General features: G+C 72.5%; 14 protein-coding genes and 1 rRNA gene. 8 read left to right on the top strand and 7 right to left on the bottom strand.

The window, feature by feature from the left end; translation table 11 throughout:
• Positions 1-246: 246 nt before the first annotated feature.
• Positions 247-1692: a SagB/ThcOx family dehydrogenase gene (locus ABZ342_RS26380; RefSeq protein ID WP_360478068.1), complete on the bottom strand. Its 1446-nt coding sequence runs from the start codon at positions 1690-1692 to the stop codon at positions 247-249.
• 46 nt (positions 1693-1738) lie between these two features.
• Positions 1739-4051 carry a TOMM precursor leader peptide-binding protein gene (locus ABZ342_RS26375; RefSeq protein WP_360478065.1) on the bottom strand — a complete coding sequence of 771 codons (2313 nt, stop codon included), beginning with the start codon at positions 4049-4051 and terminating at the stop codon, positions 1739-1741.
• 286 nt (positions 4052-4337) lie between these two features.
• On the opposite strand from ABZ342_RS26375, the gene ABZ342_RS26370 reads away from it, so the two are divergent.
• From ABZ342_RS26370 to ABZ342_RS26355, 4 genes are all read left to right on the top strand, one after another.
• On the top strand, positions 4338-5033 hold the full coding sequence (locus ABZ342_RS26370) for a winged helix-turn-helix transcriptional regulator (RefSeq protein ID WP_360478062.1): 696 nt from the start codon (positions 4338-4340) through the stop codon (positions 5031-5033).
• A 163-nt stretch (positions 5034-5196) separates the two neighbouring features.
• Positions 5197-5772 carry a hypothetical protein gene (locus ABZ342_RS26365; protein WP_360478059.1) on the top strand — a complete coding sequence of 192 codons (576 nt, stop codon included), beginning with the start codon at positions 5197-5199 and terminating at the stop codon, positions 5770-5772.
• Positions 5769-7100: a copper resistance protein CopC gene (locus ABZ342_RS26360; protein ID WP_360478056.1), complete on the top strand. Its 1332-nt coding sequence runs from the start codon at positions 5769-5771 to the stop codon at positions 7098-7100. The genes ABZ342_RS26365 and ABZ342_RS26360 overlap by 4 nt, the downstream gene beginning before the upstream one ends.
• A gap of 69 nt (positions 7101-7169) precedes the next feature.
• Complete coding sequence (locus ABZ342_RS26355; protein ID WP_360478053.1) at positions 7170-7478, top strand: hypothetical protein; 309 nt, start codon at positions 7170-7172, stop codon at positions 7476-7478.
• On the opposite strand, the gene ABZ342_RS26350 is transcribed toward ABZ342_RS26355, so the two are convergent.
• Positions 7475-7795, bottom strand: a complete 321-nt coding sequence (locus ABZ342_RS26350; protein ID WP_360478050.1) for a maleylpyruvate isomerase N-terminal domain-containing protein — start codon at positions 7793-7795, stop codon at positions 7475-7477. The two genes, ABZ342_RS26355 and ABZ342_RS26350, sit on opposite strands and share 4 nt — an antisense overlap.
• Positions 7796-7905: 110 nt before the next feature.
• On the opposite strand from ABZ342_RS26350, the gene ABZ342_RS26345 reads away from it, so the two are divergent.
• From ABZ342_RS26345 to ABZ342_RS26335, 3 genes are all read left to right on the top strand, one after another.
• Positions 7906-8625: an MgtC/SapB family protein gene (locus ABZ342_RS26345; protein ID WP_360478047.1), complete on the top strand. Its 720-nt coding sequence runs from the start codon at positions 7906-7908 to the stop codon at positions 8623-8625.
• A gap of 120 nt (positions 8626-8745) precedes the next feature.
• Complete coding sequence (locus ABZ342_RS26340) at positions 8746-9843, top strand: M protein (protein ID WP_360478044.1); 1098 nt, start codon at positions 8746-8748, stop codon at positions 9841-9843.
• A gap of 136 nt (positions 9844-9979) precedes the next feature.
• Positions 9980-10663 carry a CPBP family intramembrane glutamic endopeptidase gene (locus tag ABZ342_RS26335; RefSeq protein WP_360478041.1) on the top strand — a complete coding sequence of 228 codons (684 nt, stop codon included), beginning with the start codon at positions 9980-9982 and terminating at the stop codon, positions 10661-10663.
• On the opposite strand, the gene ABZ342_RS26330 is transcribed toward ABZ342_RS26335, so the two are convergent.
• From ABZ342_RS26330 to ABZ342_RS26320, 3 genes are read right to left on the bottom strand one after another with little or no spacing between them, the layout of a single operon-like run.
• Positions 10660-10941: a metal-sensitive transcriptional regulator gene (locus tag ABZ342_RS26330; RefSeq protein ID WP_086678475.1), complete on the bottom strand. Its 282-nt coding sequence runs from the start codon at positions 10939-10941 to the stop codon at positions 10660-10662. The genes ABZ342_RS26335 and ABZ342_RS26330 overlap by 4 nt on opposite strands.
• Positions 10942-10998: 57 nt before the next feature.
• Positions 10999-13083, bottom strand: a complete 2085-nt coding sequence (locus ABZ342_RS26325) for a heavy metal translocating P-type ATPase (protein ID WP_360478037.1) — start codon at positions 13081-13083, stop codon at positions 10999-11001.
• A gap of 5 nt (positions 13084-13088) precedes the next feature.
• Positions 13089-13295, bottom strand: a complete 207-nt coding sequence (locus ABZ342_RS26320; protein ID WP_360478034.1) for a heavy-metal-associated domain-containing protein — start codon at positions 13293-13295, stop codon at positions 13089-13091.
• A 78-nt stretch (positions 13296-13373) separates the two neighbouring features.
• Between ABZ342_RS26320 and cobF the strand changes: the two genes are divergently transcribed.
• Positions 13374-14135 carry a precorrin-6A synthase (deacetylating) gene (gene cobF, locus ABZ342_RS26315; protein ID WP_360478031.1) on the top strand — a complete coding sequence of 254 codons (762 nt, stop codon included), beginning with the start codon at positions 13374-13376 and terminating at the stop codon, positions 14133-14135.
• Positions 14136-14208: 73 nt separating this feature from the next.
• On the opposite strand, the gene rrf is transcribed toward cobF, so the two are convergent.
• Positions 14209-14325 (bottom strand): 5S ribosomal RNA (rrf, locus tag ABZ342_RS26310).
• Positions 14326-14364 lie beyond the last annotated feature (39 nt).

Raw genomic sequence — 14364 nt, 5'->3', positions numbered from 1 at the left:
CGGCCCCCTCCCGGCAAGCCCCCAACCCCCAGGGTTACAAAGGTAACAGGGGCAGGAGGTTCCGGGCGGGGCAGTCGGCCGGGGCCGGTACCGAAATCACCCGGTGGCCGCGACGGGATGGGCCGGAGGAGCCATCCTCGCGTCTGATGAGACGAAGGGCCCGCACCGCACCGGCTCGGCTCCGACAAGGGCCCAGTGTCGCGCGTCCGAGGTTCGTTGACGGGCGGCGCGGGCGAACGTCCTGAACTAGGGGGCGACCGGGAAGTCCAGCACGCACTCGCCGACGCTGACCTCCGCCGGCCACTCCAGTTTTAGGGAGCGGTCCACCCGGTCGCCGGCGTCGACCGGGACGGCGTGCGCGGTCAGCCCCATCGCCTTGGCCGCGAGGTAGAGGACCTGCTGGAGGGCCCCCACGTGCACGAGGGTCGTCGCGTACGCGGCATTGCCGAGCACCCAGGCAACCCGGGACATCCGGGCGGTCATCGTCAAAAGCACCGAGGGCTGCCGGCGGCTGCCGGCGCCGACCATCGCCAGGTCGAGCATGCCGTCCAGGACGCCCATGTCGTCGTTGATCAGCGTCAGCGCGTGCCACAGCGGGTCGTAGTGGTAAATCCCCCGAGCCAGCCCTGCGCAACGATTGATCCCGACATAGATCTCGAGCTCGTACAGGCAGGCGACGCTGAAGTACGGCCGCTGTGACGCCTCGTGGCCCGGGCCGCCAGGCAGGTAGGCCGGCCCGACCGACTTCACCCGCGCCGCGCGGTAGAGCAGTTCCCCGACCTGTTCGACCGACAGCGCACGCTCGGTGACGTCCGGGCACGTGTGGTCGTGTTCGAGGAGCGTGCTCAAAGGCGGATCGGTCGCCTCGATCGCCGCCCGATCGGGTCGGCGGAGCGGGAAGGTGGGACCGGCGGTGATCTGCTTGACCACCGGCGGTTCCGTGCCCGCCCGGCGCGCCTCCCGGTCCGGCGGCGGGCCCTTCTGCCACGTCCGGCTGCGGGTGTGGAACAGCAGGTCCTCCGGCGACCAGACAGCCAGTTCCGCGTCGGTGTCCTCGGCGAACGACGCCCAGTCGTCGGCCACCAGCACCACGCCCGCGGCCACCAGGAACACCACGACGTCCGCGACGAGCGGCTCGGACAGCCCGGTGGCCGCCGCGACCTGCGCCACCGTCACCGGACCGGCCAGTGACGACGCCACGGTCATGGCGGGCGGCCGCAGCAGCGCGACCCGGTACCGGGCGCGGGGCGACTCGAGCAGCAGGCCGCCGTCGTCCGGGCGCATCGCCGAGAACCGGGAGAGCTTGATCAGCCGTCCGGCGGGCACCGGTTCGGCCGGGAAAACCGGGAACTGGGTCACCGGGATCGCCGAAAGCACCGGCCCGCGACCGTCGTTGAGCGCCAGTGAATGCACGACCGAGCCGGACAGCCGGTTGAGCACCTTGCGCAGCGGGCCCGCCCACGCTTCCGCGCCGCCGCTGACCGACGACGCGAGGTTGCCCATCGACACCGGCCCGAGCACCATCCGGCTCAGCGACTCGCGGACCGGGCCGGGGATCCCCGCCAGCTCGTACTCGCCCCACCACGTGATCGCGACGACCGTGTCGTCGTCGCCCGCCTCCAGCAAGGTGTCTTCGGTGAGGGACCAGAGCCGAACGGTCTCCGGGCTCCCTTCCGGGCGGTCAGCAGGCAAAGCCAACTCCTCTGGCGAACAGCGAACACCGGCGCCCGTGGGCGCCTCACAGGAACATCGGGAACGGGTTGAGCTGCTCGTACGGGGTCGGTGCGGCGAGCCGGCCCAAGCGGACCGGGACGTCGAAGAGCCGGCCCGGTGCGAACCGGGCCCAGAACGGCCGGAGCCCGGGCACGAGCACCTTGACCACCGGGATCCCGACGTCCGGCCGGGTCTGGTCGAGCACCAGCAGTTCCAGCCCGTCGCGGCCGAACACCCGGCCCAGTGCCTCGACATCGTCGCGGACGTCGGCCCGGCTGACGAACGGGAAGTCCGCGGCGGTCCGCATCCGCTGCCCCGCCGCCGGCCGCAGGTACGGCTGGTTCGCGACGGTGGCGTGGGCGAGCCAGCGGCGTGCGTCCGGGTCTTCGAGGCCGTGGCCGGCGACCTGCACGATGGGCAGCATCTGGTTGAGCTCGGTCACCGCGCGGCGCACCGCGATCCGCGGGTCGAGGTGCGCGCCGAAGCCGAACATGATGTCCTCGTGCGGGCTGTCGATCCGCCGGGACAGCGCAGCGGCCACCGGGATCCCCAGGTCCGAGGTCACGTCGAGGACCCACAGCTCGCGGCCGATCGCCTGGTAGTTCCGGGTCATTTCCGCCAGCCACGGATCGGCGAAGGACGCGAGGTCGACGCCGGGCACGGGCGTGCGGTTGTACCACCACAGCGCGACGGCGTCGCGCTCGACGAGCTCGAGCGCACCCTGCAGGATCGCGTCCTCCAGGCTGCTGCCGGCCGCGGCGCCGTTGGAGTCGGCGAGGGCGCCGCGTGCCGCCCCTTCCCGTGGGGTGCCGTAGTACAGGTAGGAAGTCGGCAGCAGGCGGCGGCCGGACTGCGACCACACCGGCGTCCAGTCGATCCGGGCGGTGCAGTCGAACGGTTCGCCGACGTGCTGGAAGTCCGCGTGCTCGCGGTTCCAGACCGCGCGCTCGGCGTACTGCCGGTCCGCGAAGAGCATGCATTCGTTGGGGTGGACGGCTTCCTCGCCCAGTTCGTCGTAGGACCCGCGGATCCGCAGTTCGTCACCCTGGAAGTTGCCGGAGAACCGTTCCGCGGCCTCGCAGAGCGCGCCGACCTCGGCGTCGAGCGGGCTGACGCCCTTGCCGCCGTTCTCGCAGCGCAGCCCGGCGCGCAACCCGGCCATCCCCGTGACGCCCCGGGCGATGTTGGGGCCGGAGCGGTAGACGTTGGCGAACGAGGGTGCGTCCGGGTCCGGCCGGATGTCCTTGATGATCCCGGTGACCGGGCTGACCAGGTGCCGGTGCCGTTCGAGCATCTGCGCAGGTGTCGCCGTGCGGTGCCCGCCGCCCCCGGTGGTCGCCTTCTTGGCCGGCTGCAGCACGACCGGGCGCATCGAACGCCACGCCACCAGCCACGGGTCGCCGCAGCGGGGGCACTGCGGGCGGCGGCGCAGCTCGTGCAGCGTGCCCTGCAGGTCGAGCGTGTCGAGCGTCCACACGCACTGCTGGCCGCGGTGGCGGTACCCGGCCACCCACTTGGCCGCCTCCAGCGCGATGAGGTGTGCCGCGGCCGCGGTGAGCGGCGGCAGTGTCGAGATCGGGCGGCGCGCCGGGCCCGCGTGGCCGAGCTCCTCCTGGACGCACGCCTCCGCGTGCCGGTGGCCCCACAGCCGGTGCGTCAGGCAGTGCCAGCAAGCGCCCTCGGGCTGCAGCACCGGCCCGATCCAGACCTGGGCCCCGAACGGGCGCGCCAGCAGCCACGGCCGCCCCGCCCGCCGGTGCTCCGCGTCGATCCGGGCCAGCCGCGGGTCGAGGTAGTCGGCGCACAGCACCACCGTCAGGTCGGCCGGGCCGGCGTCCGGGTGCACCACCTCGAGTCCGGCGCCGGCGAGTGCCCGTTCGACCGCTCCGCGGTCGACGCCGTCGGCGGTGTCGCCCACCGCGATCAGCTGCACGGTGCCCTGCCGCGCGGCGACGATGTCGGCGTCGACGCCGCAGGCGTCCCAGTAGGCCAGCGCGCGCTCGTCACCGGCCCGGGGCTCGGCGGGCCGGCTGCGCAACGTCACCAGCCCGGCGTCGACCAGCTGCGCCAGCAGCGCGGCGACCTCCTCCGGCGCCATCCCACCGGGACGGCCGCGCAGCAGCCGCTCGAGGTCGTGCGTGCCGTCCAGCAGCGCCGCCAGCGACTCGATCTTGGCGCCGCGCATCGCGATGACGCCCTGCTCGGAGAACAAGTACGCGCCCTTGCCCGCGCGGACCTCCGCCCGCAGGTGCCGCCGGAAGGCGGGAGCCGGGCCCACGGCCGGCGCGGAATCGCCTTCGTTGTCCGGAACCCTCGCGTCCACCGCTGAATTGCGCATGCGCTCTCCTGTCGGTAACAGAGTGGGCAGAACGGAAATTCGAATCCTGCTCCCCCCCGGTGACCTCGGGCCAGTGCCGTGAGCACGACGAAAACGTGCGATACGCACGGCCGGACATGGAAAACGCATGGGGTGGGAGTGCACGGCTCACTGGCCGGGCGCGGTGGGGAACCGTCACCGTAGACAGCGACGCCCGTGCGGCACGGCGCACCGTAACCGAACTCGCGGCCCTGCGCGAATCGGGCCGGTCCGCGGCCGGCACTCCGAGACAAGTGAGGACCCGAGTATGCCTACTTCTGCTCGCACCTACGGACAGTTCTGCGGCCTCGCCCGGGCGCTCGAGATCGTGGGTGAGCGGTGGTCGCTGCTCGTCGTGCGCGACCTCATGCTCAGCCCGAAGCGGTTCACCGACCTGCAGCGCACCCTCCCGCGGATCCCGGTCAGCATCCTGACCTCGCGTCTCAACGAGCTCGAGGAGGCGGGTGTCATCCGGCGCCGGGTCCTGTCGCAGCTGGACGCCGGCGTCGTCTACGAACTCACCGAGTACGGCGGCGAACTCGACCGGATCGTGCTCGACCTCGGCCTCTGGGGTGCGCGCTCGCTGAGCTACCCGAAGGCGGACGACGCGTTCACGCTGGACACGGCCATCATCTCGCTGTACGCGACCTTCCAGGAGGAGGCCGCCGCGGGCGTGCGCCTCAACTACGAGCTGCACCACCTCGGCGGCGAGATGATCGTGCACGCGATGGTCGACGACGGCGCGCTCAAGGCGTCCGCCGGCGCGCTGCCCGACGCCGACCTGGTGATCGAACCGCAGGGTCCGGCGTTGTTCGACCTCCTCACCGGCAGCCTTTCGGCCCGGGAAGCCATCGACGGCGGCAAAGTCCGGCTGGAGGGCGACCCCGCCCACCTCGACGTGTTCACCCGGCTGTTCCACATCCCGCCGGCGCCGGAACGCTCGACCGGCCTCGCGCTCCACTGACCCGGCGTCTCGGGGCGGGAGCGGCCGCGCCCGGCGGCGCAATCCGCCGGGTGCCGCAATTCCCGTTCCGAAATCAGCATTCTGGAGTAATCGACGGCGGACCACGGACCGATATCGTCGACGGGCCACCGAAATGCCGCATTCGCGAAACTCTGGGGTCAGCATGTCGACATCCGAAATCGCCCGGTCGGGCGGGTTCCTCGGCGGGCTCAACAGCCGCCACCACCACCGCGCCCTCGCCGTGTTCATGATCATCGTGCTGGCGCACTGGGCCGAGCACATCGTGCAAGCCGTCCAGATCTACGGGTTCGGCTGGCCCACGTCGCGCGCCCGCGGCGTGCTCGGCATGCCGTTCCCGTGGCTGATTTCGCAGGAATGGCTGCACTACGGCTACGCGCTGGTGATGCTGGTCTTCCTCTTCGCGCTCCGACGCGGGTTCGCCGGCCGGTCGCGACAGTGGTGGAACCTCGCGCTGGGCATCCAGTTCTGGCACCACATCGAGCACCTGCTGCTGTTCATCCAGGCGCAGAGCGGCTGGCGGCTGGCCGGGCAGAAGGTGCCGACCAGCATCATCCAGCTGCTGGTGCCCCGCGTGGAGCTGCACCTGTTCTACAACACGATCGTCACCATCCCGATGATCGTCGCGGTCGTCCTGCACCGGCGCGCCTCGGCCGCCGAGCGCGAACTGACCGGGTGCTTCTGCGGCGCGCCGAGCCGGCCCGCGCTCGCCGCGTCGTGAGACGGGCGCTGGCACTGCTGGCGCTCGTCGCCGGCTGGCTCGTGTTCAGCGCCGGCCCCGCGTCGGCGCACGTCGAGGTCATCTCCTCCACCCCGGGCGACGGCGCCCGCCTGAGCGCGGCGCCGTCGCAGGTGTCGGTCACCCTGTCGGAGAACATCGGCGTCCAGCCCGGGTCGATCAAGGTCGTCGACCTCGAAGGCCACCAGGTGGACTCCGGCCCGGTGTTCCAGCCGGGTGACGTCGCCGAGCAGGTCGGCGTGCGGCTGCGGCCGGACCTGCCGGACGGCAGCTACCTCGTCGAGTACGCCTTCGTCTCGGCCGACTCCCACCCGGTGCGCGGCACCTTCGCGTTCGTGGTCGGCACCGGGCCGCTGGTGACTTCGGCGGGCGCGGTCTCGGCGGCGACCGGCACCGACCCGGTGGTGGACGCGACGGCGACAGTGGCCCGCTGGCTGGCCTACCTCGGCGTCGTGCTGTTCGGCGGGCTGGCGTTCGTGGTGCTCTGCCGCCCGGCGGCCCGCATCGATCCCCGGGCTCGGCGCCTGCTGACCGCCGGCGCCGGGCTGGTGGCGGTGACGGCGATCGCCGCGTTCGTCCTCCAGGGGCCGTACGCGGCCGGCCGGAACCTCGAGGCGGTGTTCGACACCGGCCTGCTGGCGGACACCTTGCGCGTGGCGTACGGCAAGCTGCTCCTCCTGCGGCTCGTCGCGGTGGCGGCGTTCGCGGTGCTGGTGCCGCGGCTGCTGCGACCGGACCTGTCGGACCGGCTGCGGGCCCGTCACGAGAACCTCGCCATCGTGACCGGGTTCGTCCTGCTCCTGACGTTCTCCGCGACCGGCCACCCGGTGACGGACCCGGTGATGTTCTTCTCGGTGGGCGCGGACCTGGTGCACTTCGGCGCGATCGCCGTCTGGGTAGGCGGCCTGTTCCAGCTGGCCCTGTGCCTGCACCGCCCGACCCCGGACGAGGACCTGGCGCCGGTGGCGACCCGCTTTTCCCGCCTCGCGGCGAGCGCGGTGACGGCGATCGCGATCAGTGGCGCGGTGCTGACGATCCGCATAATGCCGTCGCTGACGACGCTGTGGACGACGAAGTTCGGCTTCCTGCTGCTGTTGAAGGTGGCCGGGTTCGCGTTGCTGCTGGCGGTGGCGAGCCGTTCGCGCCAGGTGGTGAAGCGGAGCCTGACGACCTCGGCGTCGACGTCGGCCGGGACGGTGGTGACGGCCGACCTGCGGAAACTCCGCCAGGCGGTCGCGGTCGAGGTGCTGTTGAGCGTCGTGGTCCTGGCCTTGGCGGCACTGCTGACGGTCACCCCACCGGGAGGCTGAGGTCCGGGTGGGCGCCCCCTCCACGGCCGGGTCACCCCGGGCCGGGGTGGGGGCGCGAACGGGCCCCAGGTGAACGCCGCCAGCCACGGTTCCGGCGCCGCGTTCCACTCCAGTGCCACCAGCTGGGCCGTCGAACGGCGGCCCGCCAACGCCCGGTACAGCTCGTGCGCCGGAGCCGTCAGCGTCGCCGTCGGACGGCCCACGCCGACCGTCCACCGCGAGCCGCCCGTCGTGCGCAGGCGCAACGCCGGCAGGCCGCGGCCCGCGACCGACCCCGAAAACCCGCGGACCAGCACCTCGAAGCTCGGCGCCCAGGCCGCGTGCTCGACCGGCGGGGGCACCCCCAGCGCCGCGCGCAGGTCCAGCTCGTGGGTTTAGGCGTCCATCACCATGATCTCGCCGCTGCGGCCGCCCGCCTCCGCGAGGCGCCGGTCGAGATCCTCGCCGATGTCGTCCCAGTGGTCGAGCAGCTCCGGGACCGTCGACGCCGTCGAAGCCGGCACCACGCCGCCGTGGCGCGCGAGCACCCGCTCGGCGATCCCGGTGAGGTGGCCCAGCAGGTCGGCGACGGTCCACTCCGGACACGCCGGCACCCGCCGCCGGTGGCCGTCGGCGTGCGCGCCGAGCAGGGCGCGGACCCCGCGCCGCACCTCCGGGTAGCCCACGAAGTCCGGGGCCGGCCGACTCGCTGTCACGCGTCCCACCTCACCTGGCACGATCGGGGCTTCCGGCCCAGTATGCCCAGGTGACGGCCGCGGCGGTTCTCCCCGCGTGCCGACACCGACGACTCCGGGAGGTAGTGATCTTGACCACCTTGTGGACCACGTCGGCGCAGTGGCAGCTGCTGCCGCCGGTCCTGCTCGCGCTCGTGCTGAGCGTCGCCATCGGGCTCGAACGCGAAGCCGGCATGAAGGCCGCCGGGCTGCGGACGCACGGCCTGGTCGGCGTCGGCTCGGCCGTGTTCATGCTGGTGTCGAAGTACGGCTTCGCCGACCTGCTGAACAGCGACCACGTCTCGCTCGACCCCTCGCGGATCGCCGCGCAGATCGTGTCCGGCATCGGCTTCATCGGCGGCGGCCTGATCTTCGTCCGCCGCGACGCGGTCCGCGGCCTGACGACGGCGGCGACGATCTGGCTCACCGCCGCGGTCGGCACGGCGTGCGGCGCCGGGCTGCCGGTGCTCGCCGTGGGCACCACGATCGCGCACTTCGTGGTGACCCGCGGCTTCCCGCCGCTGCAGCGGTTCGTCGCGCGCCACCGCCGTCAGCCGCCGATCGTGCAGCTGAGCTACCTCGACGGCCACGGCGTGCTGCGCGCGGCGCTCGCCGTCTGCACCGGGCGGGGCTGGAGCGTGCACAAGGTCGACGTCGACCACGAGTCGCTTTCCGAGGAAGGGCAACGGATCGCGGTCGTGACGCTGCGCCTCGACGGCCGCGGTGACCTCTACGACCTGGCCGCCGAACTCGCCGAGCTGCCCGGCGTCCGGAGCACGTCCACCGGGCCGGGAGAACCGCTCGACGAATGATCAGCCGCCCGGGCAGCGCGCGGGGCCGGGTTTGCGGCACACTGGGGTGGACGCGGAATTCCCCGGCACCGCAAGGAAAACGTGCGGCCGAGGAGAAACCATCCAATTCGGAGGTGAGGCATGGCCCCCGGCGGTGGCGAGGACGTGGAGCGCACGCAGCCCGGATTCGACCTGGCGTGGCGCGGTTTTCACCGCGCGCAGGTCGCGGAGTACGTCGCGTGGGCCGAAGCCGAGTTCAGCAGACTCGCCGCCGAACGCGACTCCGCGAGGCAGCGCGTGGCCGCGCTCGCCGAGGACAACCGTGAGCTCCGGGTGAAGATCGACCGGATCTGCCGCACCCCGATCGAGCCGGACGCGCTGCAGGAGCGGTCCCGCCGGATGATCGAGCTCACCCGCGAGGAAGCGGGCGAAATCACCGCGCGGGCAACGGAAACCGCCGAACGCCTGGTCCGCGAAGCCGAGCGGGAGGCGGTCCGGCTCACCGAGAAGGAACGCCGCCTGGTCGCCGAAGCCGAGGCCGAGGCGGAACGCCGGCGCGTCGAGCACGAGGAATTGCTCCGGGCGGCCGAACAGCGCCGCCGCGAGCTCGACGAAGCCGCCGCGCACCGCCGTGCCCAGCAGGAAGAGGATCACACGCGCGCGATGACGGTCCGCCGCGCCGACGCGATGCGCACGCTGGCCGAGGAGGAAGCGGCCGCCCGCGCGAAGGCGGACCAGCTGGTCACGGCGGGCGAACGCAAGCTGGTGGCCGCCGAAGCCACGGCCGAACGCCTGGTCAGCACCGCACAGGCCGAGGCGAAGGCGCAGGTCGAGGCCGCGGAGGCCAAGGCGGCGAAGCTGATCAAGACGGCCAAGACCAAGTCCGAACGCCTGGTCACCACCGCCGAAGGCAAGGCCGACCGCCTGGTGACGACCGCCGAAAGCAAGGCCGACCGCCTGGTCACGACCGCCGAAGCCCAAGCGAAGAAGCAGCGCGCGACCGCGGAAGCCGAAGCCGCGTCCCTGGTCGAAGCGGCCCAGCGCCAGGTCACCGCCCTCACCGAGGTCCGCGACAAGCTCCGGGCGAGTCTCACCGGCTGCCGGTCCCTGCTGGCCGACGCGACCGTCGCCCTCGACGACCGGCCCGCGCCTTTCGATCCGGAGGCCACCCTGCCGATGTCGAAGAGGGTGCCCGTGCAGCGGCGCCCGCCCGCCAACCTGACCGACGCCGTCGGCTGACCCTTGCCCGCCGGCCAGGCAGCCCCCATGATCGTCGGGTGATGCCCCGAGTACCGCGCTGGGCACGGCCCCGGCCGCTCGCCGCGCCGATCGACACCACCCGCGAGCCCCAGCTGAACTCCCTGGACATCATCCCTTGACGCGGACGTTCGCCCTGGTCACGTCGGTCGTCGTGCTGGCCGCGTCGACGACGCTGGCCAACCGCGTGCTGCCCGGCTGGGCCTACCCGGTGTGCGGGCTGGTCGCGGCGGCGGTCCTGGTGGCGCTGGGCCGGGCCGCCGGGTGCACGTGGCCGGACCTCGGCCTGGGTACGTTCCGCCGTCCCGCGCTGGTCGGCCTGGCCGGGGCCGGGCTGGTCGCGGTGGTGTTCGGGATCGCGCTGGCGGTGCCGGCGCTGCGCACGGTGTACCAGGACGGCCGCGTCGGCGACCCCGACTTCGGGCAGCTGCTGTGGCTGACGTGCGGCCGCATCCTCTTCGGGACGGTGCTGATCGAAGAGGTCGCGTTCCGCGGCGTGCTGCCGGGCCTGCTGGGCGCGACGGACGACCGGTGGCGCTGGCCGCCGATCCTCTGGTCCGCGGCCCTGTTCGGGCTCTGGCACGCGCTCCCGGCGCTCGCGATCGGCCGCAACGCCGCCGTGCACGCCGTGTTCGGCTCGACGCCGGTGGTGGTGCTGCAGGTGCTGGCGATGGCCGCGGCGGGCGTCGCGGGGATCGTCCTGCACTGGTGGCGGCACACGGGCCGCGGCGTGCTGGCGTCGGTGATCGTGCACTTCACGACGAACGCCGGCGGCCTCACCCTGGCGGTGCTGGTGCGCTAGGACCGCACCAGCCGCGCGATCGCGTCCGACGCCTCGCGCACCTTCAGGTCCGCCTCTTCACCGCCGGCCGCGGCCGCCTGGACCACACAGGTGGCCAGGTGCTCGTCGAGCAGCTCGAGCGAGAACGACTGCAGTGCCTTCGTCGCCGCCGACACCTGGGTGAGAATGTCGATGCAGTACTTGTCCTGCTCGACCATCCGCTGCAGCCCGCGGATCTGCCCCTCGATCCGGCGCAGGCGCTTGAGGTAAGCCTCCCGCTCGGTTCCGTAACCCGTCATCGCCCACCTGTGCCCGTCGTCGCCCGTCCCGGACCCCCGACTATACCCTCCGGGGGTTCAGCGAAACCGGCGCAGCCGGAGGCTGTTGCTCACCACGAAGGCCGACGAGCACGCCATCGCCGCGCCCGCGATCATCGGGTTGAGCAGGCCGAGCGCCGCCAGCGGCAGCGCCGCGACGTTGTAGGCGAACGCCCAGAACAGGTTGCCCTTGATCGTGGCGAGGGTGCGGCGGGCCAGGCGGATCGCGTCGGCGGCGACGCGCAGGTCACCGCGCACCAACGTCAGGTCGCTCGCCTCGATGGCCGCGTCGGTGCCGGTCCCCATGGCCAGGCCCAGGTCGGCCTGGGCGAGCGCGGCCGCGTCGTTGACGCCGTCGCCGACCATCGCGATCACGCGGCCCTCGGCCTGCAGCCGCTTGACGACGTCGACCTTGCCCTCGGGCAGCACCTCGGCGACGACCTCGTCGATCCCGGCCTCGGCGGCGATCGCCCGGGCCGCGGAGGCGTTGTCGCCGGTCAGCAGGATCGGTGTCAGGCCGAGTTCCCGCAGCTCGGCGACGGCCTGGGCGGACGTCGGCTTGATCGTGTCGGCGACCACCAGGTGCCCCCGGACCTCGCCGTCCCAGGTCACGCCGATGGCGCCGTCGGCTCGCCCGACGCTGACCGCGCGGCCTTCGACCACGCCGCTCACGCCGACCCCCGGGGTGCTGCGGAACTCCGTGACGGCCGGGAGCGCGCCGAAGCGCTGCCTCGCCGCGTCCGCGATCGCCCGGCCGATCGGGTGCTCGGACCCGGCCTCGACGGCGCCCGCCAGCCGGAGCGGCTCGCCGTCGCCCTCGACCAGCGTCATCCGGCCGGTGGTGACGGTGCCGGTCTTGTCCAGGACGACGGTGTCGACGCGGCGCGTGTTCTCGAGCACCTCGGGACCCTTGATGAGGATGCCCAGCTGGGCACCGCGGCCGGTGCCGACCAGCAGCGCCGTCGGCGTGGCGAGGCCGAGCGCGCACGGGCAGGCGATGATCAGCACGGCGACGGCCGCGGTGAACGCGTCTTCGGGAACTCCGCCGGTCGCGAGCCAGACGACGAGCGTGGCCAGCGCCGCGAAGACGACGGCCGGCACGAACACCGCCGACACCCGGTCGGCGAGCCGCTGGACCTCGGCCTTGCCGTTCTGCGCGGCTTCGACGAGCCGGGCCATCTGCGCCAGCCGGGTGTCCTCCCCGACGCGCGTGGCGCGCACGAACAGCCGCCCGCCGACGTTGACGGTGGCACCGGTGACCGCGTCTCCCGGCCCGACCTCGACCGGCACCGGTTCCCCGGTGAGCATGCTGGTGTCGACCGCGGAGCCGCCTTCGGTGACCACGCCGTCGGTGGCGATCTTCTCGCCGGGCCGGGCGACGAAGACGTCGCCTTCGCGGAGATCTCGGATCGGGATCAGTCGCTCTTCGCCGCCGCGAAGCACCGTGACGTCCTTCGCGCCGAGATCCATAAGCGCGCGGAGGGCGGCGCCGGCGCGGCGCTTGGCGCGGGCCTCGAAGTAGCGGCCGGCCAGGATGAACGTGGTGACCGCGGCGGCGACCTCGAGGTACAGGCTCTCGCCGGTCATCCCGTGGCGCATGCCGACCTCGCCGGCCATGCCGAAGAAGAGCGCGTAGAGCGACCAGGCCGCCGAAGCGACGACGCCGAGCGAGATCAGCGTGTCCATCGTGGCGGTGCCGTGGCGCAGGTTGAGCGCGGCGGCGCGGTGGAACGGCCACGCGCCCCACGTCACGACCGGGGCGGCAAGGACCAGCGAGACCCACTGCCAGTAGTCGAACTGCCAGGCCGGGACCATCGCGAGCACGACCAGCGGGACGGTGAGCACCGCCGACAGGAGCAAACGCTTGCGCAGCGTGGGCGTCTCGTCGGGCTCTTCGGGCTCGGGGAGCCGCGCGGAGTACCCGGCGGCCGCGACGACGGCCGTCAGGTCGCCGATCGTCAGGTTGTCCGGGTAGCTGACCTGGGCTTTTTCGGTGGCGTAGTTGACGGTCGCCGTCACGCCGTCGACCTTGTTGAGCTTGCGCTCGACACGGGCGGCGCAGGACGCGCACGTCATGCCGCCGATGGCGAGCTCGACGCTGGCTGCGGACTGCGCGGTGGTCATGGCGATCAGGCCACCAGGCGGTAGCCGGCCTCGGTGACGGCCGCGGCGACGGCGTCGGCGGCTAGCGGCGTGTCGCTGGTCACGGTGACGCGTCCGCTCTCGACGTCGACGTCCACGCTCTGGACGCCGGCGAGCTCGGAGACCTCTTCGCGGACCGACGTGGCGCAGTGTCCGCAGGTCATGCCCTCGACGGTGTAGCTCGCTTCGGTCATCAGCAGCTCCTCTCGTTCCCCTTCCTTTATACCCATCGGGGGTAGGGGTTCACTCGTGACCCCCGTCAGACTCGCGCCATGCGCAAGCTCTACGCGATCGGGATCGGTGCCGGTGACCCGGAGCACCTGACGGTGCAGGCGATCGACCGCCTCAACCGCGTCGACGTCTTCTTCGTGCTCGACAAGGGTGCGGAGAAGTCGGACCTGGTCCGGTTGCGCCAGGAGATCCTCGACCGGTACGTCACCCGCCCGTACCGCGTGGTGCTCGTCGCGGACCCGCCCCGTGACCGGACGCCCGACGACTACCGGGCGGCGGTCGCGGACTGGCACGCGGCACGGGCGGCGGTCTACGAGCAGTTCCTGCGGTCGGAGCTTTCGCCGGATTCGGCGGGCGCGTTCCTGGTGTGGGGCGACCCGTCGCTGTACGACAGCACGATCGCGTTGATCGAGGCGGTGCTGGCGCGGGGGAACGTGGAGTTCGAGTACGAGGTGATCCCGGGGATCAGCAGTATTTCGGCGCTGGTGGCCCGCCACCGGACGACGATGAACCAGATCGGCCGGGCGGTCCAGCTGACGACGGGCCGCCGGCTGGCAGCGGGCTGGCCGTCCGACGTCGACGACGTGTTCGTGCTGCTGGACGCCCACACGACGTTCGACCGCTTCACAGCCGAGGGGCTGCACATCTACTGGGGCGCGTACGTGGGCACGCCGGACGAGATCCTGCTGTCCGGCCCGCTCACGCCGGCTCTCGCGGCTCAGATCCGCACGGTGCGAGCCGAGGCCCGGGAGCGGCACGGCTGGATCATGGACACGTACCTCTTGCGGCGCCCCGCCGCGTAGCCGCCCGGCTGTTTCCGGGCATGAAGAAAGGCCCCGGGAGACTTACGTCTCGACCGGGGCCTTTCTCAAGTAAGTTCGGCGGTGTCCTACTCTCCCACAACCCTTCGGTTGCAGTACCATCGGCGCTATCAGGCTTAGCTTCCGGGTTCGGAATGGGACCGGGCGTTTCCCTGACGCTAAAACCACCGAAACACTACGAAACAACACACACCCCCCAACCAACAAAGGG

Source organism: Amycolatopsis sp. NPDC005961 (assembly GCF_040629235.1).
In the GTDB taxonomy this organism is placed as follows: Bacteria; Actinomycetota; Actinomycetes; order Mycobacteriales; family Pseudonocardiaceae; genus Amycolatopsis; species Amycolatopsis camponoti.
Note: the sequence above shows the minus strand (reverse complement) of the source record. Positions and strands in the feature narration are given on the sequence as shown.

Bases quoted from the DNA above. Each gene is read 5' to 3' on its own strand.
- ABZ342_RS26375 (WP_360478065.1), bottom strand. From the start codon at position 4,051: ATGCGCAATTCAGCGGTGGACGCGAGGGTTCCGGACAACGAAGGCGAT.
- ABZ342_RS26370 (WP_360478062.1), top strand. From the start codon at position 4,338: ATGCCTACTTCTGCTCGCACCTACGGACAGTTCTGCGGCCTCGCCCGG.
- ABZ342_RS26365 (WP_360478059.1), top strand. From the start codon at position 5,197: ATGTCGACATCCGAAATCGCCCGGTCGGGCGGGTTCCTCGGCGGGCTC.
- ABZ342_RS26340 (WP_360478044.1), top strand. From the start codon at position 8,746: ATGGCCCCCGGCGGTGGCGAGGACGTGGAGCGCACGCAGCCCGGATTC.
- ABZ342_RS26330 (WP_086678475.1), bottom strand. From the start codon at position 10,941: ATGACGGGTTACGGAACCGAGCGGGAGGCTTACCTCAAGCGCCTGCGC.
- ABZ342_RS26325 (WP_360478037.1), bottom strand. From the start codon at position 13,083: ATGACCACCGCGCAGTCCGCAGCCAGCGTCGAGCTCGCCATCGGCGGC.
- ABZ342_RS26320 (WP_360478034.1), bottom strand. From the start codon at position 13,295: ATGACCGAAGCGAGCTACACCGTCGAGGGCATGACCTGCGGACACTGC.
- cobF (WP_360478031.1), top strand. From the start codon at position 13,374: ATGCGCAAGCTCTACGCGATCGGGATCGGTGCCGGTGACCCGGAGCAC.